Here is a 24,320-nt window from a genome sequence, read left to right on the forward strand (position 1 = left end):
AGCCGTCGCCCGTATCCACAACCCTCATCAGCGCATCTCTCGGGTCTGGATCCAGATCAGTGCACCCTGCTCGACCGAAACCTCTTCGCCGTGGGGATTCTTCATCGGCTCGTCACCCTCGAGCAGCGCTGCGAACCCCCACCAACCCGCTCGGGGCATTGCATAACTGAAGACTCCGTTCGCATCGGTCTTGATGACCTGCGTGATGTAGGGATCCGCGGGCGGCGTGATCGAACCGTCGTTGCGCTACTCGACCTCGACCTCGGCCTCGGCAAAGGGGACCGGCTTTCCGTCTCGTTTGACGATCCCCTGAAAGAGATTGCCGGTCCAGAGTCCGTAGGGACGAACCTATAGTCAAGACGGTAGGTGAGTTTGCCGTCGATCTCCTGCGCCTGAAGTCTCGACTTAAGGTCTTCCCGACCGCCCGAACTCAGCACTCCCAACCGCACGGGCTCTCCCATGACCATCAGCGGACCACCCTACATCGGATGGGTGAAACGCATCTCCAGCGTCAGGGCGTTGCCGGTCTCGGCGTTGACGATATCCGTGGACGGGATGAGCTCTTGGAAATGGGCATCGGCATGGGCCGCGCTCATAAGCGCAATAGCGAGAGAGATCCGGATCGGGCGAGATTGGATGGACAAAGGCGTCATGATGGGCACCAACGACGGTTTGCGGATCGAGTGCGGGCTGAACCGCGTTTCCCGCCGACCTTGTTGGCCCCGCGGACTCAAAAGCTGCCGCCGATGTTTAGCGCCGCGACGATGATCTCCCAGTACCCGATCGCCGGCTCTAGCGCCCCGCCGGCGTCGCAGGAAGAGACACTGAAACGGCCGGAGTGCACGAACGCCTCGGTCATAAACCGCGTGAGCTCGTCGTTGGCGTAGGCGGGTTACGCGGGCGCCGCCGGATTCGGCAAACCGAGGCCGGCGTTTAGACCTCTCGATCCTGGATCGGCAGGGCGCTGCCCAGTTGGATCTCGGCTGCGACAAGGGCCGTCGAGGGGCTGCCTTGAACATCCCGACTCGATGCCGTGCCCTCTACCGGACCGATTCCTGGTCCGAACCGACTCCGAAGCGCAAAGGGAACGCGGGTGAAATCAACGGCGATCCGCTTCTCAAATTGGCGCCGGAGCTTGGCGACTCGGTCACCGTCGTCGTTCTCGCGGAAGCGACGGCGAAAGCGAGCTTCGAGCGTGGACTCCTCGCCGACCGCCGTGAAAGGCAGCGCGGCGAGGGCAATACCTCAGGGCATATGGTCGAGACCAATCTTGGATCCAGCGCGGGTGTTGGCATCTCCGGGGCGAAGAACCAACGGGAGGATCACGATGAGAGTTCCGACGAGGAGCAGGATCTCAAGTGCGTAGACGACATCGTACCCGACCCCCGGCCAAGCGAGATGCTCTCCGAAGACACCTCGATTCGCCATCCCCATGACGACATCCCGCAAAATACCTCCGGCGGCGAAGGCAAGACCCATCGCGGTCGCCTGAACAGCCCCCCATGCGCCGAGCGCCAATCCGCTGAACCCGCCCTCGGCGAGCGCCATTGCAGCGGTCAAGGTTGCCACCATAAATAGCCCGCCCCCAAAACCGATCAGCCCGGCACCGGCCCGATACAGCCAAACCGCATCAAGTGGGGCGGACAGGATGACCGCGGCGAACGCGAGTATTCCGATCAGAGCGCCGACCGCCGCAATACGGTAGGGCTCGCTACCACGCCCCATCAGCCGTGCGGCAAGCACAAAGGCGAGTAACGATCCGGCGGCCCAGATCGCGTTGAGCGCGGTCGTCTGAGAGACACTGAGTCCGAGGATCTGACCGCCGTAAGGCTCCAGTAGGATGTCCTGCATCGTGAATCCGAAGGTCCCTAGCCCAACCACCACCAGTAACCGGCTGGCTCGCCCGCCGCGGGTAAAGTTGCGCCACGTCTCCATAAACGGCGGGCGCGGTGGCGGATTGGCCGCTCGCTGCTGGTCGATCGCCTCCTGCTTCCAGAGGGCAACAACGTTCAGAACAATCGTCGCCAAGGCAACACCCTGGATGACCTGAATCAGCAGCTCGTTGCTGAAGTTCGTGAGCAGTTGCCCGAACAGGAGGGAGCTTGCCGCCCAAGCAGCCAGGAGGGTGACGTAGAGCAACGCCACGACGCGCGGACGCTTCTCCGGCGGCGAAAGATCGGTGGCAAGCGCCAAGCCCGCGGTTTGCGTCGTATGGAGCCCGGCGCCGACCAACAGGAAGGCAAGCGCAGCGCCCATCTGCCCGAGAACGTTGAACTGGTTATTGACATCGGCAAGGAGCAGCAGTGCGAACGGCATCATCGCGAATCCGCCGAACTGCATCATGCTTCCGAGCCAGATAAAGGGAATGCGGCGCAGGCCGAATGCAGAGTGGTGGTAATCCGAGCGATGGCCGATCAGCGCTCGCAGCGGCGCGAAAATCAGCGGAAGCGCCAGCATGAGCCCGACGAGCGACGCGGGCACGGCAAGCTCGACGACCATCACTCGATTCAGGGTTCCTTGCAGCAGCACCATCGCCATGCCGACCGAGACCTGAAACAGCGACAAGCGCAGGATCTTGCGCAGCGGAAAATCAGCCGACGAGACATCGGAAAAAGGCAGTATCCGAGGCAGCAGCTCGCGCCAGGCTTGCGCCCAGGGATCGTCGTTACGACTCATGCCGTGATCAGCTCCACATGTGAACGAGGCTGGGAAACAAGAGCGATGTCTTGAAGGACGGGGATTATCGCACTCGGTGCAGCAATGATCCACCATGCCCGGAACAGGACCGAAAGGCTGTAGGCCCGATCACGCGGGGCACGGCCAGGCATCGGACTCGCAGTCCTGAGGAGGGGTTGATTGCTCGACGGACGAGCGCCTTCGGGAGGGACGTCGGTTTCGGTCGGGGTCTGTGGATCGGCGATCATCGGTGTTTCGAAGGACGGGGTTGCCAGGTAGGACCATCCCCGCCCTTCGGGCACGATGGGCGCGCCGTGCGGCGCCGGCCCATCATCCTCGGGGCTACGCGGCGGCAGCCCCGTCACGCGTAGGCATCAAGCCCAGCCGAATCCCATCTGGAACACGACGGCATGCAGCACCAGCGCGATGATCAGCAACATGAAGAAGATCGGCATCAGCCAAGTTGCGGGGTTCAGAACCAACCACACCTTCCAATCGTCTTCCGGGTTTTTCGGTTTTGCGATTTCGCTCATGATCTTGTTCTCGTCGAGGTCGGGTTAATTAGAACCAAGGATTGGCAGCGATAATGAACAGATGCACCAATGCGGCAAGGCCGACATACGCGGTGTAGGTGATCTTGAACTGCTCGTGGAATTCCTTCGCTTGTTGTTCGGTCAAACCCGACAAGGATTGCTCGGCCATCGATGTATCTCCGATAGAGAGGTGTATGAGGGCGCCGCGTCAGAAATCGGCAGCCAAGTGTCTTATTGAGCAGGCGCTTCCACGGCGACCGGGGCAGCCGGCGTCCAGGCATTGCCCGGCAGCGAGAAGGCGTAGACGTGAACGGCAAGGGCGATGACCAGCAGCGCGGCAAACATCGGGATCAGCCAAGTTGCGGGGTTCAGCACCAGCCAAATCCGATAGTCCTGTTCAAGAGGCTTATAATTCATGACGTTCATTTAGGCCTCTCCTCTCAGAACCAGGGGTTGGCTGCAATGATGAACAGATGCACCAGCGCGGCAAGGCCGACATACGCGGTGTAGGTGATCTTGAACTGCTCGTGAAACTCTTTCGCCTGCTGTTCGGTGAGACCCGAAGGATTTGCCATGAGTTGAACTCCTTGATATGAGCTGCTGATACCGCCGCTTCGTTGGAAACGGTCGGTGACACGTGGGTGCATTGACCGCCACCCGATTCTCTGTGCCCGATCGCGCCAGGCTTGAAAACGTCGTAATGACCAGAGATCTTGTGTGTCATCTTAGCTTTACATTCGACAATGTCAAGGCAATTGGACAAATAACTTTGCCGATGTGGCGAAAAAGCGCACATCTAAATAGATTTCAATATGTTGGAAAGTCAGGACCGGCATCCCGAGCAAAGGATCGGGCGCGGCAGCCCTGGTCCCGGGGATTTCACATCGGGCTTGGCCTAGGGGGAACCGCGCCAAAAGGGCGCGCGCACGCACGTCGGCAAAGGATTAGGACTACAGACGACCGGCACACCAGGGGAGTGCGAAGACAACGCAAGGCAGGTTGAGGTGGCCGCGGAGACCGAGCGTAGCGGGCGCAGCGAGCAGGTTCCACCGCAGCACAAGCGGCGATATCGGAGGCAAAAAGCGGAGGAGATGGGGGCGAGCCCGAACGAGTTCCGAGCAATTGACCGGAGGTCAAAACGTCGATCGTCTTGGCCTGGAAATTGAGGACTCAAAAACAAGATGCGGCGGGTGTGAGCGGCAGATCTGTCGCTCACTACCCGCCGTCGACGACAGGCGCGCCGTGCGGCGCCGGCCCATCGTCCTCGGGGCTACGCGGCGGCAGCCCCGTCACGCGTAGGCATCAAGCCCAGCCGAATCCCATCTGGAACACGACGGCATGCAGCACCAGCGCGATGATCAGCAACATGAAGAAGATCGGCATCAGCCAAGTTGCGGGGTTCAGAACCAACCACACCTTCCAATCGTCTTCCGGGTTTTTCGGTTTTGCGATTTCGCTCATGATCTTGTTCTCGTCGAGGTCGGGTTAATTAGAACCAAGGATTGGCAGCGATAATGAACAGATGCACCAATGCGGCAAGGCCGACATACGCGGTGTAGGTGATCTTGAACTGCTCGTGAAATTCCTTCGCTTGTTGTTCGGTCAAACCCGACAAGGATTGCTCGGCCATCGATGTATCTCCGATAGAGAGGTGTATGAGGGCGCCGCGTCAGAAATCGGCAGCCAAGTGTCTTATTGAGCAGGTGCTTCCACGGCGACCGGGGCAGCCGGCGTCCAGGCATTGCCCGGCAGCGAGAAGGCGTAGACGTGAACGGCAAGGGCGATGACCAGCAGCGCGGCAAACATCGGGATCAGCCAAGTTGCGGGGTTCAGCACCAGCCAAATCCGATAGTCCTGCTCAAGAGGTTTGTAGTCGAATACGTTCATGGATCTCTCCTCTTAGAACCAGGGGTTGGCTGCAATGATGAACAGATGCACCAGCGCGGCAAGGCCGACATACGCGGTGTAGGTGATCTTGAACTGCTCGTGAAACTCTTTCGCCTGCTGCTCGGTTAAACCCGAAAGGCTTGCTTGCTCAGCCATGGTTTAAGCTCCGTCGTGAGAATGTGTAATTGCGCCGCCGATATCGATCGGGGGGCAGACCTCCGTGGCACCGACTACCTCCACGAAACACGCTTGCGTTCCTTATCTCCCGGAACGTTCGGACTGACTTGCTGTCCTTGTGTGTCATCTTAGCTTGACAGCTTTAGATGTCAAGTTCCTTTTACATAAAAAAAGAAGGGAAAGATCGGAACGTCGGCAGGGCTCGATTCAGCGAACGCGGGCGCAGCCCGCACGCGGCATCGGGCCGCATGCGTCCGAGGTTTCGGCTCACGGGGCGAAGAGGGGACGGCGGGCGGGGCGGTGGGCGAAAATCCGCCCACGCGAGATCGACTCAGAGAACGGACCGCAAATAGCGAAACAGCAATCCGAGGGCATAGATTGCAGCGAAGGCCACCACAGCGACCTTCAGCATGTAGAGAACCATCGTTTTGAACGGACGCAGGCTGTCGAGCGGCGTGGCCACGAGCTCAGTGCCCCCGTCCTCCACATCGCGGCCGGTAGCCTCCGCGGACGACTCTCGCGGGGACTCTTGGATCGACGCGCCGCCCCCACCGGCCCGCGGCTCCGCCTGCACGAGCTGGTACGGCGAGGTATTGGCAATCTTGAAGAACTGGATCTCGGCATCCTCGCCTTCGCGTTCGATCACGACCAGCTCGGTCCCTAGGCCGAGTCCCTGGTCGGACGCGAATTCCAGAGCGAACGCCTCGGCCGTTTCCGCCTCCCCCTTGGCCTCCCATGACTTGGGCTTATCCGGCCAGGTTCTCTTTGCAGCGTATTTCACAGATGTCTTCTCCCGACAGACCGACGTTGAAGCCGGGAGGCGCCTCGGATGGGCGTCTCCCCAAAGACTGCGGGGAATTGTATGGCTGGACCCTACGCTTGTCACCGACCCGCCCGGCGGCTCGGCAGTTTCCTTGTCAATCCCGGTCCTCGCAGAGGACCGAAACATCGGGGCATGACCGGGGACAGGTTGTCCTTTCTTGATCCTCCCCGATCGTCGGCGGAGGATCAGATCTGGCTTAGGCCGAACCGGACGGAGTCATCTGCGACTGGAGGTAGTTCTCGAGACCCACCCGCTCGATCAAGCCCAATTGTTGCTCGAGCCAGTCGGCATGGTCCTCTTCGGTGTCTTTGAGCAGCTGCAGCAGAACGGTACGGGTCTGGAAATCCTTGTGCTGCTCACAACAGACGATGGCATCCTTCAGCGCTGCAGCGACCTCGTACTCGACCTGAAGATCGTTGGCCAACATCTCCGGCACGTTCGCGCCGACGCGCAGGCCGTCGCGCTGGCTCAGATCGGGCGTAGCCTCCAGAAACAGCATGCGCCGGATCAACAGCGTGGCGTGCTCCTTCTCCTCCGTAGCCTCATGCTCGATGCGCGCGAACAGCTTGGCGAAACCCCAGTCCTCGTACATGAGCGAGTGGATAAAGTACTGATCGATCGCAGCCAACTCGTTGGAGAGTAGGCGCTGGAGGTGGGCGATGACTTCGGGGTGACCTTTCATGTTTGGATCTCCGGGGCTGCGGTGGTCAGATGGCCGACTCAAGATAGTTCGGCAACCCGACGCTCGCGATCAGTGAAAGTTGGGTCTCGATCCAGTCGATTCGCTCTTCGCTCGATTCCTGAATCTCTTCGAGGTGATGCCGGCTTACGAAATCCCCCTGCTGCTCGCAGTGTGCGATGGCGCTGGCCAGGGCCTCGCGGTAGCGCAGCTCCATCGTAAGATTGCCGTGCAGGATCTCGGGAACGTTCTCGCCGATCAGCAGCTTGCCGAGGTCCTGGAGGTTCGGCAACCCTTCCAGAAAGAGGACCCGCTCGACGATCGTGTCGGCCTCCTTCATGGTCTCGATCGAGGCATGGTAGACCCGTTTCTCCAGCGTCTTAAAGCCCCAGTTGCCGAGCATCCGCGCGTGCAGGAAATACTGATTGATCGCGGTCAGCGCTTCCTTGAGCACCGCGTTGTGATGCTGATTGATGGAGGGTTGGGATTTCATCTGGACTCGACCTTTGGAAATTGACTGAAGAGGCAACACAAAACTATCTTGACACAAATACGAATCATTCCTATCATTTTCTCAACACGCACGAGTTTCGAGGAAGTCTCATGTACGTATGCGTTTGCAGAGCCGTCACCGAGCGCCAGATCATCGCGGCGGCGGAGCGAGGTGCAGAACGACTCTCCGACCTGAGGAAGGAATTAGGCGTGCCCGGCGATTGCGGTCGCTGCGGGAGTTGCGCAAACGCGTTGTTGCGGCAGGTGCTCGAGAACCGCCGCTCCGAACCCGCAATGGCCGCCGCTGCCTTTTAGTCACCTCACGGCTCCTAACTCGGTTCAGCGCGATTCTTATGGAGCGGTTTCTTCGGTGGGATCCAGAGCGGCAAATCATCGAGACGCGACCGTCCACGAAGGAGGTGACGTCGAAACGCGTCGCTTCAAGTGCCCAACGGCGACACCGGAGATTCACGACGCTCCGAGGACCGTAAACGGACCGACGCCAAGAAAGCCTGCAACACCTGCGCAGACTTCGCTGTGTCGCGTTGATCGACGTGCGATGCCGACGCAGGCCGCGCGGCACCGGAATTGTCGCTTGATTCAATGACGGCGACGCGATCGCGTCGCCGTCCGTCAACAAGCCCCGCCCTCTAGTTCGAAACGGGTAACGCCGAAAGGTCGGGGCGCGGCGTCTCGGCCGTCTCCACCGGCAGGATCGGATACTCGATCCTCGGCTGTTCTCCGGTCAGCGAATGCAGGAAGGCGACGATCTGCGCCGCCTCCTCGTCGGAGATCTCGGTCCCGAGCTGAGCGGTTCCCATCAGAGCGACGGCCGCACCCAAATCCCAGACCGCACCTGAATGGAAATAAGGCGCCGTCAAGGCGATGTTGCGGAGGGGCCCGGCGCGGAAGACGTACTCGTCAGACACCGTTTTGGTCACCTCGAAGCGGCCCTTGTCGCCAGGGGGAAGGATATCGGCACCCGGCTTGGTGATGAGACCGAACGGGAAGTAGTCCTGCCCTCCGAGGTTGACGCCGGAGTGGCAGGCACTGCAGCCCTTTTCGATGTAAAGATCAAGACCCTGCTTCTGCTCGTGCGTCATGGCCGCATCGTTGCCTTCGATCCAATCATCGAAGGGCGAGCCCGGCGTGACCAAGGTCACTTCGAAGGCCTCGATGGCCTTGGCCATATTGTCGAAGGTGACCGGATCCGGCTCGTTCGGAAACGCCTTGGTAAAGCGCTCGACATACTCGGGGATGCTCTTGAGCGTGACGACAACGTTTCCCGGCTTGTTCGCCATCTCCACTCCGGCCTGGACCGGCCCCTTGGCCTGCTCCTTGAGATCCTCGGCCCGGCCGTCCCAAAATTGCGCCGCGTTGAATACGGCATTCAGCACGGTCGGTGAATTCCTGGGCCCCGTCTGCCAACCGTGGCCGACGGATGTCGGGAGGTTGTCGTCACCGCCCATGCCGAGGTTGTGGCAGGTGTTGCAGCTGATGACCCCGCTTGCCGACAGACGCGGATCCATGAACAACATGCGTCCGAGATCGACTTTTTCCCGCGTGACGGGATTGCCTGCAACCTCGGGCACGCCGGCGGGGATCGGAAGCAGTCCCGCGGATTTCGCCTTCTCGCGCAGAGCCGAATCGTCCGCCGCCGCCTGGGTCGCAACGAACCCGATCGAGACGGCCAAGGCGATTATTGTCTTCGTCATCGTAGAGATCCTCTTCAGGTTTTCGAGCCCCCATGGCGCAAGTCGCCATCGCAGGGCTCTTGGGATTTGCCGCATTGGATCGTGGGGTCGCGGACAAGGGCGGCTTGACCCGACTCGGCTGGCGTGCCGGACCCTTGTCGTAGCGCCGTTGCCGATCGCCTTTCGGAGCTTGGCACGGCACCCATCGGGTCCGGCACCGAGACCGCGATCGCACGCCGAACGGGAGACGCGACCTCAACGTCACCCCGGTCGCTCCGCATCTCGGCCGATTGTAACCGCACTGCGGAAGACCACGAAGAAGCCACTGGGACCGACATCGTACCCAACCTCCCCATCATCCCATCACGAAATCGCGTTATTATCCCGCTGCTGCACGCCGAGTCGTCGAACCCTCGACCCTCGCTTGCGAACGATGCCCAGGCGCGGTCTCGATCTCGAACAGTGCGTCTTCACGGCGCTGGCTCGCACCGCCTCTTATCATCAAATCCCGGCCGCATGCAGAGCCTCTGCGGCAGCGGTCGACCCGGCCATAACGTCCGACGAGCCACGTGAGATATTCGAGCAACATCCTCATCCCCGTGCTGATCGCCCTCTTGACGGTTGCGGCGTGGGCCCTGCTCAACCGGCCGGCGGAGGAGCCACCTTGGCCCAATCGGATCCAGGGCTTCTCGTTCGCACCCATGCGAGCACACAACGATCCGGCGAACAAGAATTTCCCGACCGTCGAGGAGATCGACGAAGACCTGGCGCTCCTACAGGGAACCGTCCATGCCGTGCGCACCTACACCGTGGAGAGCACGCTCGCGGCGATTCCGCGCTTGGCCGCGGCACGCGGCCTGAACGTGACGCTCGGCGCCTGGATCGGGTCGGACCTCGAGGCCAATGAAATCGAGCTCGCACGCTTCGGCGAGATACTGAGCAAGGGGTATCGAAACCTGGTTCGAGTGATGGTCGGCAACGAGGCGATCCTCCGCGAGGACGTTTCGGTCAGCGAGTTGACCGCCTATCTGGACCGAGCCCGCAAGATGACCTGGCTGCCCGTGAGCACTGCGGAGCCATGGCATATCTGGCTGAAACACCCGGAGCTCGCGGAGCATGTGGATTTCATCACCGTCCACCTGCTGCCCTACTGGGAGGGCGTTCCCATCGACGAGGCCGTAGCCTATGCCGTCAGCCGCTACAACGAGGTCAAAAAAGCCTTTCCGAACAAAGATGTCATCATCGGCGAGGTCGGTTGGCCGAGCAACGGCAGGCGCAATCGCGGCGCCGAGGCATCGCTGACGAATCAGGCGCGATTTCTGCGCAGATTTCTCGCGCACGCCGAGCAGGCAGGCTACGTCTACTATGTCATGGAAGCCTTCGATCAAACCTGGAAGGCCAGGATCGAAGGAGCGACCGGAGCCTACTGGGGCGTCTACAACACCGACCGCGAGCCCAAGTTCGTCTTCACCCAACCAGTGGTACGCATCCCGCACTGGCAAGAGCTTGCAGGCCTTTCCGTGGTCATGGCCATTCTGCTCCTGGTCTTTCTCTATCGGGACAGCTCAAGCCTCTCCAGCAAAGGCAAGGGTTTTCTCGCGCTCGTGATGTACGGGATCTCGACCGCTGCGGTGTGGATCGTCTACGACTACACGCGGCTGTACATGACGCCGGCCACCACCATCGTCGGCATCCTGCTTCTCGTCGGCGGGGTCGGCGTCATCGTGCTGATCATGGCCGAGACCCACGAATGGGCGGAGGCCTTGTGGCTGCGGCGTTGGCGCCGACCGTTCCCTTTGCGCTCGGTGCCCGAGGAGGAGCTGCCGTTCGTCTCCATCCACGTACCCGCCTACAACGAGCCACCCGAGCTCCTGACCGAGACGTTGGACGCCTTGGCGGCATTGGACTATCCGGGCTACGAAGTCTTGGTTATCGACAACAACACCAAGGACCCCGCTGTCTGGCAGCCGGTCGAGGCGCATTGCCGGCATCTCAATGCCGTGGTCGGCGAACGCTTCCGATTCTTCCACGTGGATCCGCTTTCAGGCTACAAGGCCGGCGCGCTCAACTATGCGTTACGCGAGACCGATCCGAGGGCCAAGGTCATTGCCGTCATCGACGCGGACTATATCGTGCAGCCGCTTTGGTTGAGACACCTGGTACCCGCCTTCCAAGACCCCGAAGTCGCCATCGTTCAGGCCCCGCAGGACTATCGCGACGCCGATCAGAACGCCTTCAAAGCCATGTGTATGGCCGAGTATCGCGGCTTCTTCCACATCGGTATGGTCACCCGCAACGAGCGCAACGCCATCATCCAGCACGGCACCATGACCATGATCCGGCGCCCGACACTCGACACTGTCGGCGGCTGGGCGGAGTGGTGCATCACCGAGGACGCCGAGCTGGGGCTGCGACTCTTCGAAGCGGGCCACAAGGCACTCTACATCCCTTGCACCTACGGGCGTGGACTCATTCCCGATACCTTTGCCGACTTCAAGAAGCAACGTTATCGCTGGGCCTACGGCGCGGTGCGCACCCTCAAGCATCATCGCCGCGAGCTGTTGGGGATCCGCAAGACCACCCTCTCGGCAGGCCAGCGCTATCACTTCGTCGCCGGATGGCTACCTTGGTTCGCAGACGGCTTCAACCTCCTGTTCAACTTTGCGGCGCTCGCGTGGTCCGTGGCCATGGTCATGTTTCCGCTCCAGGTGACGCCGCCCTACATGACCGTAGCCTTGGTTCCCTTGGTGTTGTTCGGGTTTAAGATGTCGAAGAGTTTCCTGCTCTATCGGCGCCGCGTGACGGCGACCCTGCGTCAAAGCTTCGCCGCCGGCGTGGCCGGGCTGGCCCTCTCGCACACGATCGCTCGCGCCATGTTCGGCGGTTTTATCTCGGGAGGCCTAGGCTTCTTCAGAACACCCAAGCTCGCACAGGCCCCGGCCTTCATACGCGCCCTGGCCGATGCACGCGAAGAAGGTCTTTTCGTCATCGCCTTCTGGCTCGCGGCCGGCCTGATCATGCTCCGCGACGACGCCTTCATGCTGGATGTCCGAGTCTGGATCGCTGTCCTGATCGTCCAGTCCATCCCGTATTTGGCAGCCATCGTCGTGTCTTTGATCAGCGCGGCCGAGACCTTGCCGGCAAGCCTGGTCGGTCCAATGCCCGAAATGACGGGCACAGGATCGACAGCCGAGATCGAGCACGGACGATAAGGCAAGCGTTCGACGCGCCGTGCGTCGAGCGTCGCGGGTTTTCTGCTGCCTGCCGTCTGCCGTCTGCCTTTAACCCTCACCACTCCGAACTCAGCGGTTCACGCTCGTCCCCATTCGAGCGTTCCGCGTCCTGCCGTACCGGAGACATCGGCTCGATTGCCGACGGCGTGTGAAGGCCCGCGATGGGTGATGGCTGCGTCCGCTCCGCCCTTTCCTTCCTCGACCATCAACAGACCGGGATCGGCCAGCGATACGGGCAAACCCCTTTATATTAGGGTTTACCCTATTGGTGATTTCCCCTATACTCGCGTCCAGGTTATCAACTGACCGGTATCAAGTGCGCCATCAACCTGCGCTAGCCGGCCGTTTCAAAGATGGTTTTCCTTATGAACAAAACGCTGATCTTCGCCTCGCTCGGGGTCTTTCTTCTTGTCTCGGGCCCGAATGCCGAGGCACGCGTCAAGCCCGGATTTGAGCAGAAGGGCATCGCTTCCTACTACCACGACAGCCTGCATGGTCGGAAGACCGCTAGCGGTGCCATCTACAACAAGAACATCCCCAGCGCAGCACACAAGACTCTTCCCCTCGGCAGCAAGGTCCGTGTGACCGACACCAAGACCGGCAAAAGCATCGTCGTCAAGGTCAATGACCGCGGCCCATTCGTGAAAGGGCGCATCATCGATCTTTCCCGCAGTGCCGCACGAGAACTGGGGATGATCAAGAAAGGTTTAGCGCGAGTCGAGGTCGAGGTCTTGAGCGTGCCGAGGACAAACGGCTCCTGATCCGATCTCGCCCGCCACATCACTCCCAACGAAACAGCCAAGCCGCCAAGGTCAAGAAGAGCATGGCGAGGCCGGCCAACAGGCCGATCTGCGGGAGAACCTGCATCACACCGGCGCCGTCGATCATGACGGCCCGCGCAGCGTCGACGATATGGGTCAGCGGCAGAAAACCGGATAGAATTCGGGCGGCGCCGCTGGCCCCCTCCATCGAGAACCACACCCCCGAGAGCAGCAGCATCGGCCAGGAGATGAGGTTGAGCAAACCGTCGGCGACCTCCTCCGTGCGCAAGCGTGACGAGACGATGAGTCCGAGGCTGATCAGGCAGAGCGCACCCGCCACATAGACCAGAAGCAACGCAAGGTAGGAGCCGCGCATCGGGAAGTCGAGCAAGAGACGAGCCCCGGTATAGACGACCAGGCTCGCCCCCAGAACCACCAGCAGCCGCGAGAGCACCTGCGCGGTGAGAAACTCCCACGGACTCAACGGCGTTGCCTTTAAGCGACGCAGCACGCCGTTCTTGCGATACCGCACGATCACCCAGCCGACACCCCAGAGACTGGAGAACATGATGTTCATCGCCAGCACGCCGGGCAGCACCCAATCGACATAGCGCAAGGCGGCACCGCTCACGGTCACCCGCTGCGGGGTCGTCCGCGAGGAGCCGCCATGGTCGCCAAGCAAGAGACGCTCGACGAGATAGCCGTTGGCCGACTCCGAATTGACCCAGTAACGCGGTGTCTCGCTCGGATCCACCAGTAGATCCAGCTGATGGCGCTCCACCTTCGCGATTGCCGCCGCCGTGTCGGTCACCGGGATGAACCGGACATGACGGGTCTTCAGGAAGGGGAAGCTCGCGACCGGTAATTCGGCGCCGTCCGCGATCACGCCGACCTTGAAGACGTCTCGCGACGCATCGGTGAAGATGAAGGCAAAGGCCAGCACCATCATGATCGGCATCAGGATGTTCCACGACAGCCCGGCCCGATCGCGATAAAACTCGCGGTTACGCGCGATGAGGATGGTCAGGATACGGCGCCACATGAGATGTTCCGGGTGTTTGGACGACAATCCGGACAATCGAGGCCGGATGATCAAGGCCGGGGGATCGAGGGGGCCCGAGCCGCACGGGCTCAAGAGCGTAGATCATGTCCGGTCAGTTTCAGAAAGAGATCTTCCAGATTGGGCGTCGCGACCCGCAGATCCGTCAGGTCGGCTCCGACGCGCTCGATCTCGGCCAACATCGGAGGGACCTCCTCGGCATAGATCTCGATGCGGCCGTCGCGCCGATCCGCACCCGCCGGGAGCGCGACACCCCTCGGCCATGCCGTTTCGGGCAAGCGAATCACGGTCGCGGGAAAGTGATCCCGAACCAGACGCGCAGGCTGACCCTCGGCGATGATCCGTCCATGGTCGACGATCGCGATGCGTTCGCAGAGCCGCTCGGCCTCTTCCATATAATGTGTGGTCAGGACGATGGTCTTGCCGCGCCGGCGTACGGTCTCGATCAGCCCCCAGAAGTTGCGCCTCGACTGTGGATCCAGACCGGTCGTCGGCTCGTCGAGAAACACCAGGTCCGGATCGTTGACCAAGGCGATGGCCAACAACAGGCGTTGGCGTTGGCCGCCCGAGAGCATGCGTGTGTCCCGATCCAGGATCTCCGCGAGATTGCAGAGCCGCACGAGCTCGTCTCGATCCGCGGTGCGCCGGTAAAGGGTCGCGAACATGTCGAGCGACTCGCGCACCGTCTGAAAATCCTGCAGCGCGGTCGCCTGAAACTGGATGCCGACCGATTCGCGATAGGTGCGATCAAGCGATCGCCCCCGATAAAGAACAGTGCCCGAGGTCGGGGTCTGGATTCCCTCCAGCATCTCCAAGGTCGTCGTCTTCCCGGCCCCGTTCGGCCCGAGGAGCCCGAAACACTGACCGGCTTCGACCCGGAAACCGATACCATCCACGGCGCGCACACCAGGGTAGAGCCGGACGAGATCATGGGCTTCGAGCAGACTGTTCACAGGCGCGCAGTATACGCGCTTCGCACCGGACACGGCGGGCCGAACCCGGACGGAGTCCTAGACTTCGCCCGGCCGATTCCACTGCCGACAGCCATCGCCGTCTCGCTCTGGACCCATGCCCTCGCCGCCCTGACCTTTGTGCTCATGCTGACTTCCTGCGCCTCTCCTGACATCGTGGAATCTCCCGACACCATCGCAAGGTCCCCCGCCCTCGGCATCGACCACGCGCAGATGGACGACGGCTATCGCCTGCCCCTGCGCGTCTGGGCCGGTGCCGAGCAGCCGCCGATCGTCGTACTCGGGCTACACGGCTTCAACGACTACGCGAACGCCTTCGCGCCCTTGGGCCACGAGCTTGCCGCCGCGGGCATCACCACCTACGCGGTCGACCAGCGCGGCTTCGGAGCCGCCGCCTTCCCCGGTCGCTGGCACGGCAGCGACCGTCTCGCCGCGGATCTGCGCAACCTGATCGATCTGTTGCGTGCTCGCCATCCCGATGCCCGTCTTTATGTCGCCGGCGAGAGCATGGGCGGCGCCGTCGTCCTGACCGCGACAGCGCAGGAGCCGCTGCCGGTCGACGGACTCATCCTGATCGCGCCCGCGGTCTGGTCGCGCGACACCATGCCCTGGTATCAACGCCTCGCCCTGGAAGGTGCCGTGCGCACCCTGCCCTGGTTGAAGTTGACCGGCGAGGGCATCCGCATCAGCCCGTCCGACCACATCGAGATGTTGCAGGCGATGGGCGCGGACCCGCTCGTCATCAAGGCGACCCGGGTCGATGCGCTCTGGGGAATCACCGACCTGATGGACCGCGCGCAGGCGGCGGCCCCCCACCTTCAAACCCCTGCCCTGCTGCTCTACGGCGAGCAGGACGAGATCATCCCCAAGAACGCCTTTTGCCGATTCCTGGCGAAACTACCCGGCACGGGTTCGGGTCTCACGTTCGTGCTCTACGAGCACGGTTGGCACATGCTCCCGCGCGACCGCCAGGGCGCACGGGTACGCGCCGACATCGCCGCCTGGCTCAAGGACCCCGATGCCCCGCTGCCGTCGGGCGAAACCACATCGCCGCGCGGCCCGCGGGCGCGCACATTTTGCGGCGACCCCGGCATACTCTGAAGATCGGACGCCCGAGACCCCGACGCATTAAGCGCTCCTCGGCGATCGGGATCGCAACATCCGCCGCCGACATGGAGAAGTTGTGCCTCGCTGTGCTCGGCACAACCTACGGCGAGACGCAGACTTGTACTGACACAAGCCGTGCCGGAACCTATCATCACCGGCTGAATTCAGACCGATAAGATCGCATCACCACCTCACTCATCCCGACCGGAGATCCAACATGGCCTTCACCCGTCGTCGCTTCACTCAAACCATGATCGGCGCACTCGGCGTCGCAATGCTGCCGCTGCGCCCTGCCGCCGCCAATCTGGTCGAGGGCCGCGATTGGCGCGCCGTCTCGCCGCCGCAGCCTGGATCGGCCCCCGACAAGATCGAGGTTCTCGAATTCTTCTCCTACGGCTGCCCCCACTGCATGGACCTCAACCCGATCATCAAGCCTTGGGCCGCCAAGCTGCCGGACGACGTCACCTTCCGGCAGGTCCCGGTGACCTTCGGTCGGGCCGCCTGGGCCAATCTCGCGCGACTCTTCTATGCGCTCGAATACAGTGGCGACCTGGATCGACTCAACCAAGAGGTCTTCAACGCGCTGCATCGCGACCGGACCAAGCTCTTCACCGAGAAAGACGTCTTCGCATGGGTCGCAAGCAAGGGCGTGGATGTCGCGACCTTCGAGCCCCTGTTCAATTCATTCGCGGTCGAGACTCAGATCAAGCGCGGCGACACCCTGGTCGAGCGTTATCGCGTCGATGCGGTCCCCATGATCACCGTTGGCGGTCGCTATGTGGTCGTCGGTCAACAGGCCAAGGGGTTCCCCGAAATGCTCGCGATCGCCGATGACCTGATCCTGATGGCACGCGAGCAAACGGCCGCGAGTTGACCGGGCGCGCAGCCGCGGCCGGACAGGGTGGCGAGGCCGAATCGGCGCCCCCGTCGGCCGAGGTCGCGCCGATCCCGGACAGCCTCGAGACCGCCGGTGCCGAGCGCGTCTCCACCGGACTTGCCGGACTGGATCACGTCCTCGACGGTCTGCGCACCGGCGACAACGTCGTCTGGCGGGTCGACGACATCGAGGACTATCGCGGGTTCGTCGAGCCCTTCGTCGCCCGGGCGATCGCGGACGGACGCGCCATCGTCTATCTGCGCTTCGGCCGCCATCCACCTTTGGTCGCGCCGGGACCCGGCATCAAGATCGTCTCGATCGACGCCCTGCGTGGCTTCGAGGCCTTCATCCGCCGTGTCTATCAGTTGATCACGGATCACGGCCGCGGCGCCTTTTACGTCTTCGACTGCCTCTCCGATCTGCTCTCGGCTTGGGCCACCGACCTCATGGTCGGCAACCTCTTCCAGGTCATCTGTCCCTACCTCTATCGACGCGACACCGTCGCCTATTTCGGACTCCTCTCGGGGGATCACTGTCACGCGACCATGGCGCGCATCCGCGAAACCACGCGAGTGCTGATCGATGTGCGGCGCGGCGACAACGCCTGCTACGTGCAACCGGTCAAGGTCTGCCAGCGTCAGTCACCGACCATGTTCCTCCCGCACGCGCACGAGGGCGGTGCCTTCCGACCGGTCATCGACAGCAGTGCGGCAACCCGCGTCTACGCCGACCTCGCGCGCCGGCACAACCGGACCGCGCACAGGCAACTCGACACTTGGGATCACCTCTTTCTGGACGCCGCACAAGCCTTGAACCGGACGGACGACGCGGAGCACTGCAGCGAGGTGCGCGAACGGCTCTATTCGGTCTTGATCAGCCGCGATGCACGTGTCATCGCCCTCGCCCGCCGCTACCTCGACATCCCGGACCTCCTCGAGATCCGCGCCCGAATGATCGGCAGCGGCTATATCGGCGGCAAAGCGGTCGGGATGCTGCTCGCCCGGAAGGTCCTGCTGCAGGACGACCCCGAACGTTGGGGGCGACATCTCGAGCCGCATGACTCCTTTTTCGTTGGCTCCGACGTCTACTACTCCTACCTGGTGCACAACGGCTGGTGGCCCAGGGTCATGCGCCAGCGCACCGAGGCGGGCTATTTCAGCGAGGCCCGGTCGCTACGGGAGGACATGCGCGGCGGCCGACTCCCCGACGAGGTCCGCGCGCAGCTGGAACGCATGCTCGACGACTTCGGGCAGTATCCGATCCTGGTGCGCTCGAGCAGCCTGCTCGAAGACGGCTTCGGCAACGCCTTTGCCGGCAAGTACGAAAGCCTCTTTCTGGTCAACCAAGGCTCGCCCGAACAACGGCTCGCCCAACTCGAGGAAGCGATCTGCCGCGTCTTCGCCAGCACGATGAGCGAGGACGCCCTCACCTACAGGCGCCAACGCGGGCTGGCCGACCTCGAAGAGCCGATGGCCTTGCTTCTGCAGCGCGTCTGCGGGCGCTATCACGGGCGCTGGTACTTCCCGGACGCCGCCGGCGTGGGCGTATCGCGCAACACCTTCGTCTGGGAGGAGTCCATGGAGCCGAGCGCCGGCATGGTCCGCCTGGTGATGGGGCTCGGCACGCGCGCGGTCGATCGCATCGACGGCGACCACGCCTGCGTGGTGGCCCTGGACCAACCCCACAAACGCCCCTTCCGGGACCGCGACGATGCCGCGCGCTTCTCGCAGCACGACGTCGACGTGCTCGACATCTCCGACAACCGCCCGCGCACGCTCGCGTTGCGCCATCTGACCGACGCGGCGGAGCTACCGCTGCGGTGGTGCGGCGAGATCGACCGGGAAGCCATGCAGCGCGCGCGCGCCGGCTCCCCCTCGGTCTGGCGTCTCACCTTCACGCCCCTGCTGCGCGAGACCGCCTTCGTGCCCCTGATGCAGCAACTGCTCCGGACCCTCGAAACCGCCTACGCCTATCCGGTCGACGTCGAATTCACCCTGCATCTGACCAACGACGGCACACCCTCCTTCAGTCTGGTCCAGTGCCGCCCGCTGCAAACGCTCGGCCTGAGCCCGCGTGTCGAGCTGCCGCGCAAGGTGCCGAGTCGGCGACTCTTCTTCGCCACCGACGGGCACTTCATGGGCGGCAATATCGACCAACCCCTAGCCCGCGTCATCCACGTCGACGGCCCGCGTTACAGCGCCCTGACGAGCGTCCAGAAGTTTGCGGTCGCCCGCCTGGTCGGCCATCTCAACCGTCGGATCAGCGATCGTGATACGTGCCCCACGCTACTGATCGGACCCGGCCGCTGGGGCAGCAGCACCCCCGAACTGGGCGTACCAATCCGCTTCGCGGACATCAGCCGGGTCGCCGTCATCGCCGAGGTTGCCGATCTCGGCGACGGCATGGTGCCGGACCTCTCCTTTGGTTCCCACTTCTTCCAGGACCTCGTCGAGTCGCGGATCGCCTATGTTGCGCTCTTTCCGACCGGCAACGGAGCGCGCTACAACCCCGGTTGGCTGAGCGCCCTCCCGGCGTCGAGTCGCATCCCCCTCGACCTCGACGACCCGCCGGACAACGCCGTCGCGCAGGCCCTCACGGTCTACGACGTGCACGATACCGGCCTACGCGTCGTCGCGGATGTCTTACGCCAGCGGTTGGTGTGTTATCAAGCGCAAGGGTGAAGCCGCCGCGCGCGGAACGCGGATTGCTCGGGAGGCGACGGCCTAGATCAACCCCATCGCCGACATGGCGTGCCCGACCTTCAGGAAGCCGGCGATATTGGCCCCGACCACATAGTTGCCGGGGGCACCGAACTCCTCGCTGGTTTCATGGCAGCGACGATGGATGGCCACCATGATGGTCTTCAGACGCTGCTCGGTGTAATCGAAGGTCCAGGAATCGCGGCTCGCGTTCTGCTGCATCTCGAGCGCGCTGGTCGCAACCCCGCCGGCGTTGGCCGCTTTGCCCGGTCCAAACGCAATGCCGGCATCCTGAAACACCCGAATGCCCTCCGGCGTGGTCGGCATGTTGGCACCTTCGGCAACCGCGATACAGCCCTGCTCGATCAACGTTTTGGCGTCCTTGGCGGTCAGCTCGTTCTGGGTCGCGCAGGGCAGCGCCACCTGACAAGGGATGGTCCAGATGCAGCCGTTTTCGAGATAGGTCGCGCTCGTCTTTTCCTGGACATAGGCGGTGAGCCGTCTGCGCTCGACCTCCTTGATCTGCTTCAGCAAGTCAAGATCGATGCCGTCACGGTCGACAACGACACCGTTGGAGTCCGAGCAGGCGATGACGCGGCCGCCGAGCGCCTTGGCCTTCTCGATCGCGTAGATGGCAACGTTTCCGGAACCAGAGACGATGCAGGTCTTGCCGACGAGCGAATTGCCACGGACCCTGAGCATTTCCTCCAGGAAAAAGATCGTCCCGTAGCCTGTCGCCTCGCGACGGGCGCGGCTGCCGCCCCAACTCAACCCCTTCCCGGTCATGACGCCGGACTCGTAGCGGTTGGTGATGCGCTTGTACTGGCCGAAGAGATAGCCGACCTCGCGCTCTCCGACGCCGATGTCGCCGGCCGGCACGTCGGTATGGTCGCCGATGTGGCGATAGAGCTCGGTCATGAGGCTCTGGCAGAAGCGCATGATCTCGCAGTCGGACTTGCCCTTGGGATCGAAGTCGCTGCCGCCCTTGCCGCCGCCGATCGGCAGTCCCGTGAGTGCATTCTTGAAGATCTGCTCGAAGCCTAAAAACTTGATGATCCCCAGATAGACCGAGGGGTGGAAACGCATCCCGCCCTTGTAGGGACCGAGCGCGCTGTTGAACTCGACCCGGAAGGCGCGGTTGATCTGGATCTGGCCGCGATCGTCCTGCCAGGGCACGCGGAAGATGATCTGGCGCTCCGGCTCGCAGATGCGCTGGATCATCTTCTGTTCCGCAAACTCGGGGTATTTGACCAGGACCGGACCGAGTGTCTCGATCACCTCGCGCACCGCCTGATGGAACTCGGTCTCGCCCGGATTGCGGCGCAAGACATCCTGATAGATGGGCTCTAGCTTCTCGTCGAGACCGGCGACCATGCTGAATACCTCCGGCACTGCCCGGTGGACCGAGCGATCGGCGGGCGGCTCATTTCATCGTTGCGGGACCTTGACCCGGAGAAGGCGTGCGCGTGCGAAGACTCCGGAGCCAGGCGAAAGACCTTGTGGTTGCCCGAGAGCGGCTTCTCGGGCAAGGCGTGCCGAGGATGGCACAGGGTTTCTTGGCAGTGCATCGTAGGGTGCGGTAAGCGACAGCAAACCGCCGCGTGCCTCGCCCGCATCCGCAGCATCGGTGCGGTTCCTTCGTCACCGCACCCTACGGACTGCTGCCGTGCAGTCGCGCGGAGGTCGACCGCCGGAAGCATTCGCTCGATCGCGTGCTCGGACGCGCCGATCGAGAAGAACACGTCATCCATGGGAGGCCCGGAGCACGGGGGCATCTTGTCGCGACTCGCGCGGAGCACGGATGTCACAGCGTCAACTCGATCCCGGACACCAGCACACCGGGAAGCAGCATGCTGTCTGTGGAGCGCCCGTCGTAGGTCTCGGCTGAGAGCAGTAGCTCGCGCTCGCGTGTCAGGTTCTCGAGGCGATCGCCCAGCAGGTGATAGAGGCTGTCGTCGAAGCGCATGACCTTCACGGGCGCCACGATCTCGCCGTTTTCGACCCAGTAGGTGCCGAAGCGGGTCATGCCGGTGACGCGGCAGTCGTTGGGATCCGACCAATTGCAGTACCAGAGGTTGCCGATCCACAAACCTGTATCGAGCTGACCCGGGACCTCGGATGCGTCCAAGGTGCCGGCATCCAGCCCGAGCGATCCGGGCCCATCGCTCGCGGCGTTGACCGGCTCGCCGTATTCCTTGCCGGAGCGTGCGTCGACCAGGCATCCCGCGAAACGACCGCCTTCGACCAGAGTCACCCGCGGCGGCATCGGGAAGCCCTCGGGCGTGAAGCGGGCCGCGAGGCCGCGATCGTGCTCTTCGTGGATCCTGATGCGCGGGTCGAAGCTGCGCTCGCCGCGTGCCATCTTGAGCAGCGGCGTCTGATGAGTACGGTGGCTCTTGAGATCGAAACCGCCCCACGCGAGCATGCCCATCAGCTCGCCGACGGCGCTCGGAGCAAGATAGGCCCGGTAACGCCCGGGCTCCAGGATACGTGTCGGGCGGGACATGACGTGCAGCCCCTCGCGCATCGCCTCGAGCTTGCCGCGCAGGATCGCCGGATCCCAGCCGAACCCGCTGTAAGCGGATTTGACCGCCTTGTCCGCCTCCAGATAACAGCTCCAGTCCAGGTTGAAACTGGTGCTCGCATGCCAGTGGCGATGCCCGATCGAGCTAGCGAGCCCCTCGGCAATGTCGCCGCTCGCCCAGATTCCGACCAGGTCCATTCCGTCTGCAGCCTCGATCAGCTCGCCGATCGCCTCGGCGATTGGCGGGAGTCGTGCGTCGCCGCAATGGTCGCTCTCGGACGGCTCGACTGAGTAGCTGAGGTAGGGATCGTCCGGCACGTGGGCCAAACGCTCGCGCAGCCGGGCAAGCAGACCACGTGCACGAGCCTGATCCTCCTTCGGATCGCCGCTCAAATCGCAGCCGCCCCCGACCTGTCGTGAATCCTCGATCAGGGTCAAGTCCAAGGTGGTCGAGCGGACATGACCGGCCTGACGGATCCGGTTGCGGTTGAGTCGCACGAAGTCCGACGATTCGCTGGAGAGGTTGCAAAAGAGGATCTCGCTGCCGTGCAGCTCGGCATTCAGATGATCGCTCAAGGCAAAAAAGGCATCGGCGTTCATTCGCCACCTCCGAAGACCGCGACGTCGCGAAACAGACAGGGCGGCGTGGCATGACCGACGTAGACCGATTGATTCGGCTCGCCCTTGCCGCAATTGCGCACCCCGCGGATCTCGAGGCTCTCCGGACCGCCGACGCCGTCGAGGCTGCGCCAGAAGCTCGCGGAGATGCCGCGATAGCCCGGGTTGCGCACCAGCCCCGTGAGCTCGCCGTCCTCGATCAGCCGACCCAGCTCACAGCCGAACTGGAACTTGTTGCGGCTATCGTCGATCGACCAGGAGCGATTGGTGTCCATCAGAACACCCCGTTCCACCTGCGCGATCAGGTCGGCGAGACTGCCCTCCCCCGGCTCCAGATTGATGTTGCCCATGCGATCGATCGGCGGACGATCCCAGCTGCTCGCGCGCGTATTGGCGGTGCCGGGCAGACCGGCGCGGGCCTGCGACAAAGGCCCGCCGAGCGGACGCTCCAGGATGCCGCGTCGTATGAGATATTCACGCCCTGCGGGCGCACCCTCATCGTCGGCCACGCCCGAAACCAGCTCCATCGGCACGGTCGGATCGAAGGTGACGTTCAGCAGCTCAGAGCCGTAGCGGTAGCGGCCGAACATCCCGGGCGTGACGAAGCTGGTGCCGGCATAGTTGCGCTCGTCGCCAAGGATGCGGTCAAGCTCCAACGGATGGCCGATGCTTTCATGGATCTGAAGCACCATCTGACTCGGCAGTAGGACGAGATCACGAGTGTCCTGAGGACATTCCGGGGCATCCAGAAGGGCAAGCGCCTCCCCGGCCACGCGCGGGGCGTCCTCGAGCAGACGCACGGCGACGATCCGCTCCAGTCCGCCCTGCTGAGAGCCGTCCGAGCCACCGCCACGTCTGCGTTGAGTCTGGCTCCCTTCATTGGCGACCGCGACCAGGCCCGGATGCACATAGTCCAGGATCTGCGAGACCCGCCCCCCGTCGCTCGTGATCAGGAGCTGCGATACCCGACGGCGCGTCAGCCAGGCCGACCAGTCGACGATGCGATCGTCGATGGCCAAGGCGTCGTTGGCGGCCTGCAGGATGTCGAGCTTCTCGGCGATCGGCAGAGTCGACCACGGCTCCTCGACCGGCGTGCGATAGTCCGCACGCGTGCTGCTGCGCGGATAGATACCGGCCTCGAAGAGTCCGAGCCGGGCATGTACTTGCGCCCATCCGGCCGCCCGCTCGGTGGCGATGCGCAGGCCGGAGACGCTGAGATCACTGGTCGCGCCGTAGCCGATGCCGCCGTCCTTGACGAGGGTCACCATCGCGCCCGAGCTGTATGTCAGCCGACTCGGCTCGACCACGCCTTGGCGGACCTCGAGATGATCGTGCTCCTCCTCGACCAGACGCAATGTCCAGTAATCACAGGCCGGCGCCCTGCTCAGAAAGAGATCGGCGATGTCGCAAAGGTGCTGCATACGGGGATCCTGCCATTTCAGAATCGAATAACGGCACTCTGGTCGAGCGGCGCTCCCGCTGTCAACCGTACGACGAGCACTTTCCGCA

26 protein-coding genes and 1 pseudogene are annotated in these 24,320 nt (G+C 63.0%); 6 read left to right on the forward strand and 21 right to left on the reverse strand.

From position 1 onward, the window contains the following. Window positions 1–27: 27 nt before the first annotated feature. The 15 genes and pseudogenes from LT988_RS25385 to bfr (LT988_RS06795) all read right to left on the reverse strand — a co-directional run bounded on the left by LT988_RS25385 (window position 28) and on the right by bfr (LT988_RS06795) (window position 7,268). The gene (locus LT988_RS25385; RefSeq protein ID WP_332460548.1) at window positions 28–159 is read right to left on the reverse strand and encodes a hypothetical protein; all 132 of its coding nucleotides are present in this window, start codon (window positions 157–159) and stop codon (window positions 28–30) included. 9 nt (window positions 160–168) lie between these two features. Then, a pseudogene (locus tag LT988_RS25390) lies at window positions 169–231 on the reverse strand (hypothetical protein); the annotation flags it as partial. A 499-nt stretch (window positions 232–730) separates the two neighbouring features. After that, window positions 731–859: a hypothetical protein gene (locus tag LT988_RS25220; protein ID WP_269752108.1), complete on the reverse strand. Its 129-nt coding sequence runs from the start codon at window positions 857–859 to the stop codon at window positions 731–733. A gap of 386 nt (window positions 860–1,245) precedes the next feature. After that, a complete protein-coding gene (locus LT988_RS06740) occupies window positions 1,246–2,676 on the reverse strand; it encodes a BCD family MFS transporter (protein WP_232409443.1) in 1,431 nt (476 codons plus the stop codon). Window positions 2,677–3,050: 374 nt separating this feature from the next. Beyond that, a complete protein-coding gene (gene pufA / locus LT988_RS06745; RefSeq protein ID WP_007194987.1) occupies window positions 3,051–3,209 on the reverse strand; it encodes a light-harvesting antenna LH1, alpha subunit in 159 nt (52 codons plus the stop codon). Between the two features lie 28 nt (window positions 3,210–3,237). After that, window positions 3,238–3,378, reverse strand: coding sequence for a light-harvesting protein (locus tag LT988_RS06750; protein WP_093028033.1), 141 nt, complete (start codon window positions 3,376–3,378; stop codon window positions 3,238–3,240). Between the two features lie 62 nt (window positions 3,379–3,440). Then, entirely contained in the window at window positions 3,441–3,635 is a 195-nt protein-coding gene (gene pufA / locus LT988_RS06755; protein WP_232409444.1) for a light-harvesting antenna LH1, alpha subunit, read from the reverse strand. A gap of 14 nt (window positions 3,636–3,649) precedes the next feature. Beyond that, window positions 3,650–3,784, reverse strand: coding sequence for a light-harvesting protein (locus LT988_RS06760; protein WP_232409445.1), 135 nt, complete (start codon window positions 3,782–3,784; stop codon window positions 3,650–3,652). Between the two features lie 727 nt (window positions 3,785–4,511). Then, window positions 4,512–4,670, reverse strand: coding sequence for a light-harvesting antenna LH1, alpha subunit (pufA, locus tag LT988_RS06765; protein WP_007194987.1), 159 nt, complete (start codon window positions 4,668–4,670; stop codon window positions 4,512–4,514). A 28-nt stretch (window positions 4,671–4,698) separates the two neighbouring features. Beyond that, complete coding sequence (locus tag LT988_RS06770; protein WP_093028033.1) at window positions 4,699–4,839, reverse strand: light-harvesting protein; 141 nt, start codon at window positions 4,837–4,839, stop codon at window positions 4,699–4,701. Between the two features lie 62 nt (window positions 4,840–4,901). After that, entirely contained in the window at window positions 4,902–5,096 is a 195-nt protein-coding gene (gene pufA, locus LT988_RS06775; RefSeq protein ID WP_007194989.1) for a light-harvesting antenna LH1, alpha subunit, read from the reverse strand. Between the two features lie 12 nt (window positions 5,097–5,108). After that, window positions 5,109–5,252 (reverse strand): light-harvesting protein, encoded by a 144-nt coding sequence (locus tag LT988_RS06780; protein ID WP_093028040.1) that lies wholly within the window; start codon window positions 5,250–5,252, stop codon window positions 5,109–5,111. A gap of 352 nt (window positions 5,253–5,604) precedes the next feature. After that, window positions 5,605–6,054, reverse strand: a complete 450-nt coding sequence (locus LT988_RS06785) for a hypothetical protein (protein ID WP_232409446.1) — start codon at window positions 6,052–6,054, stop codon at window positions 5,605–5,607. Between the two features lie 238 nt (window positions 6,055–6,292). Further along, on the reverse strand, window positions 6,293–6,778 hold the full coding sequence (gene bfr / locus LT988_RS06790) for a bacterioferritin (RefSeq protein ID WP_232409447.1): 486 nt from the start codon (window positions 6,776–6,778) through the stop codon (window positions 6,293–6,295). A 25-nt stretch (window positions 6,779–6,803) separates the two neighbouring features. Beyond that, the gene (gene bfr, locus LT988_RS06795) at window positions 6,804–7,268 is read right to left on the reverse strand and encodes a bacterioferritin (protein WP_232409448.1); all 465 of its coding nucleotides are present in this window, start codon (window positions 7,266–7,268) and stop codon (window positions 6,804–6,806) included. A 110-nt stretch (window positions 7,269–7,378) separates the two neighbouring features. Between bfr (LT988_RS06795) and LT988_RS06800 the strand changes: the two genes are divergently transcribed. Beyond that, the gene (locus LT988_RS06800) at window positions 7,379–7,582 is read left to right on the forward strand and encodes a (2Fe-2S)-binding protein (RefSeq protein ID WP_232410526.1); all 204 of its coding nucleotides are present in this window, start codon (window positions 7,379–7,381) and stop codon (window positions 7,580–7,582) included. A 335-nt stretch (window positions 7,583–7,917) separates the two neighbouring features. Here the strand turns inward: LT988_RS06800 and LT988_RS06805 are convergent, their stop codons facing one another. After that, complete coding sequence (locus LT988_RS06805) at window positions 7,918–8,982, reverse strand: cytochrome-c peroxidase (protein ID WP_232409449.1); 1,065 nt, start codon at window positions 8,980–8,982, stop codon at window positions 7,918–7,920. Window positions 8,983–9,530: 548 nt separating this feature from the next. Between LT988_RS06805 and LT988_RS06810 the strand changes: the two genes are divergently transcribed. Continuing rightward, window positions 9,531–12,173: a glycosyltransferase gene (locus tag LT988_RS06810; protein ID WP_232409450.1), complete on the forward strand. Its 2,643-nt coding sequence runs from the start codon at window positions 9,531–9,533 to the stop codon at window positions 12,171–12,173. A 386-nt stretch (window positions 12,174–12,559) separates the two neighbouring features. Beyond that, entirely contained in the window at window positions 12,560–12,955 is a 396-nt protein-coding gene (locus tag LT988_RS06815; RefSeq protein ID WP_232409451.1) for a septal ring lytic transglycosylase RlpA family protein, read from the forward strand. Between the two features lie 19 nt (window positions 12,956–12,974). On the opposite strand, the gene LT988_RS06820 is transcribed toward LT988_RS06815, so the two are convergent. Together LT988_RS06820 and LT988_RS06825 are read right to left on the reverse strand one after the other, a co-directional pair. Continuing rightward, window positions 12,975–13,997 (reverse strand): ABC transporter permease, encoded by a 1,023-nt coding sequence (locus tag LT988_RS06820; RefSeq protein WP_232409452.1) that lies wholly within the window; start codon window positions 13,995–13,997, stop codon window positions 12,975–12,977. A gap of 89 nt (window positions 13,998–14,086) precedes the next feature. Beyond that, on the reverse strand, window positions 14,087–14,968 hold the full coding sequence (locus LT988_RS06825; protein ID WP_232409453.1) for an ABC transporter ATP-binding protein: 882 nt from the start codon (window positions 14,966–14,968) through the stop codon (window positions 14,087–14,089). Here LT988_RS06825 and LT988_RS06830 point away from each other — a divergent pair. From LT988_RS06830 to LT988_RS06840, 3 genes are all read left to right on the forward strand, one after another. Then, window positions 14,945–16,087, forward strand: a complete 1,143-nt coding sequence (locus LT988_RS06830) for an alpha/beta hydrolase (RefSeq protein ID WP_232409454.1) — start codon at window positions 14,945–14,947, stop codon at window positions 16,085–16,087. The genes LT988_RS06825 and LT988_RS06830 overlap by 24 nt on opposite strands. Window positions 16,088–16,310: 223 nt before the next feature. Further along, entirely contained in the window at window positions 16,311–16,967 is a 657-nt protein-coding gene (locus tag LT988_RS06835) for a thiol:disulfide interchange protein DsbA/DsbL (RefSeq protein WP_232409455.1), read from the forward strand. 71 nt (window positions 16,968–17,038) lie between these two features. Beyond that, window positions 17,039–19,651 (forward strand): PEP/pyruvate-binding domain-containing protein, encoded by a 2,613-nt coding sequence (locus tag LT988_RS06840; RefSeq protein ID WP_232410527.1) that lies wholly within the window; start codon window positions 17,039–17,041, stop codon window positions 19,649–19,651. A 42-nt stretch (window positions 19,652–19,693) separates the two neighbouring features. Here the strand turns inward: LT988_RS06840 and gdhA are convergent, their stop codons facing one another. The 3 genes from gdhA to LT988_RS06855 all read right to left on the reverse strand — a co-directional run bounded on the left by gdhA (window position 19,694) and on the right by LT988_RS06855 (window position 24,232). After that, window positions 19,694–21,043 (reverse strand): NADP-specific glutamate dehydrogenase, encoded by a 1,350-nt coding sequence (gene gdhA / locus LT988_RS06845; protein WP_232409456.1) that lies wholly within the window; start codon window positions 21,041–21,043, stop codon window positions 19,694–19,696. A 430-nt stretch (window positions 21,044–21,473) separates the two neighbouring features. Then, window positions 21,474–22,793, reverse strand: coding sequence for a TldD/PmbA family protein (locus tag LT988_RS06850; RefSeq protein WP_232409457.1), 1,320 nt, complete (start codon window positions 22,791–22,793; stop codon window positions 21,474–21,476). After that, the gene (locus LT988_RS06855) at window positions 22,790–24,232 is read right to left on the reverse strand and encodes a TldD/PmbA family protein (RefSeq protein WP_232409458.1); all 1,443 of its coding nucleotides are present in this window, start codon (window positions 24,230–24,232) and stop codon (window positions 22,790–22,792) included. The genes LT988_RS06850 and LT988_RS06855 overlap by 4 nt, the downstream gene beginning before the upstream one ends. Window positions 24,233–24,320: the final 88 nt, after the last annotated feature.

It is taken from the genome of Thiocapsa bogorovii, from assembly GCF_021228795.1.
Lineage (GTDB): Bacteria > Pseudomonadota > Gammaproteobacteria > Chromatiales > Chromatiaceae > Thiocapsa > Thiocapsa bogorovii.

Coding starts and splice junctions, on each gene's coding strand:
- bfr (WP_232409448.1), bottom strand. CDS start 7,268: ATGAAATCCCAACCCTCCATCAATCAGCATCACAACGCGGTGCTCAAG.
- pufA (WP_232409444.1), bottom strand. CDS start 3,635: ATGAACGTCATGAATTATAAGCCTCTTGAACAGGACTATCGGATTTGG.
- LT988_RS25220 (WP_269752108.1), bottom strand. CDS start 859: ATGACCGAGGCGTTCGTGCACTCCGGCCGTTTCAGTGTCTCTTCCTGC.
- LT988_RS06820 (WP_232409452.1), bottom strand. CDS start 13,997: ATGTGGCGCCGTATCCTGACCATCCTCATCGCGCGTAACCGCGAGTTT.
- LT988_RS06850 (WP_232409457.1), bottom strand. CDS start 22,793: ATGAACGCCGATGCCTTTTTTGCCTTGAGCGATCATCTGAATGCCGAG.
- pufA (WP_007194987.1), bottom strand. CDS start 4,670: ATGAGCGAAATCGCAAAACCGAAAAACCCGGAAGACGATTGGAAGGTG.
- bfr (WP_232409447.1), bottom strand. CDS start 6,778: ATGAAAGGTCACCCCGAAGTCATCGCCCACCTCCAGCGCCTACTCTCC.
- gdhA (WP_232409456.1), bottom strand. CDS start 21,043: ATGGTCGCCGGTCTCGACGAGAAGCTAGAGCCCATCTATCAGGATGTC.
- LT988_RS06750 (WP_093028033.1), bottom strand. CDS start 3,378: ATGGCCGAGCAATCCTTGTCGGGTTTGACCGAACAACAAGCGAAGGAA.
- LT988_RS06770 (WP_093028033.1), bottom strand. CDS start 4,839: ATGGCCGAGCAATCCTTGTCGGGTTTGACCGAACAACAAGCGAAGGAA.
- LT988_RS06830 (WP_232409454.1), top strand. CDS start 14,945: ATGGGCTTCGAGCAGACTGTTCACAGGCGCGCAGTATACGCGCTTCGC.
- LT988_RS06800 (WP_232410526.1), top strand. CDS start 7,379: ATGTACGTATGCGTTTGCAGAGCCGTCACCGAGCGCCAGATCATCGCG.
- LT988_RS06855 (WP_232409458.1), bottom strand. CDS start 24,232: ATGCAGCACCTTTGCGACATCGCCGATCTCTTTCTGAGCAGGGCGCCG.
- pufA (WP_007194989.1), bottom strand. CDS start 5,096: ATGAACGTATTCGACTACAAACCTCTTGAGCAGGACTATCGGATTTGG.
- LT988_RS06835 (WP_232409455.1), top strand. CDS start 16,311: ATGGCCTTCACCCGTCGTCGCTTCACTCAAACCATGATCGGCGCACTC.
- LT988_RS06780 (WP_093028040.1), bottom strand. CDS start 5,252: ATGGCTGAGCAAGCAAGCCTTTCGGGTTTAACCGAGCAGCAGGCGAAA.
- LT988_RS25385 (WP_332460548.1), bottom strand. CDS start 159: ATGCCCCGAGCGGGTTGGTGGGGGTTCGCAGCGCTGCTCGAGGGTGAC.
- LT988_RS06815 (WP_232409451.1), top strand. CDS start 12,560: ATGAACAAAACGCTGATCTTCGCCTCGCTCGGGGTCTTTCTTCTTGTC.
- LT988_RS06740 (WP_232409443.1), bottom strand. CDS start 2,676: ATGAGTCGTAACGACGATCCCTGGGCGCAAGCCTGGCGCGAGCTGCTG.
- LT988_RS06805 (WP_232409449.1), bottom strand. CDS start 8,982: ATGACGAAGACAATAATCGCCTTGGCCGTCTCGATCGGGTTCGTTGCG.
- pufA (WP_007194987.1), bottom strand. CDS start 3,209: ATGAGCGAAATCGCAAAACCGAAAAACCCGGAAGACGATTGGAAGGTG.
- LT988_RS06760 (WP_232409445.1), bottom strand. CDS start 3,784: ATGGCAAATCCTTCGGGTCTCACCGAACAGCAGGCGAAAGAGTTTCAC.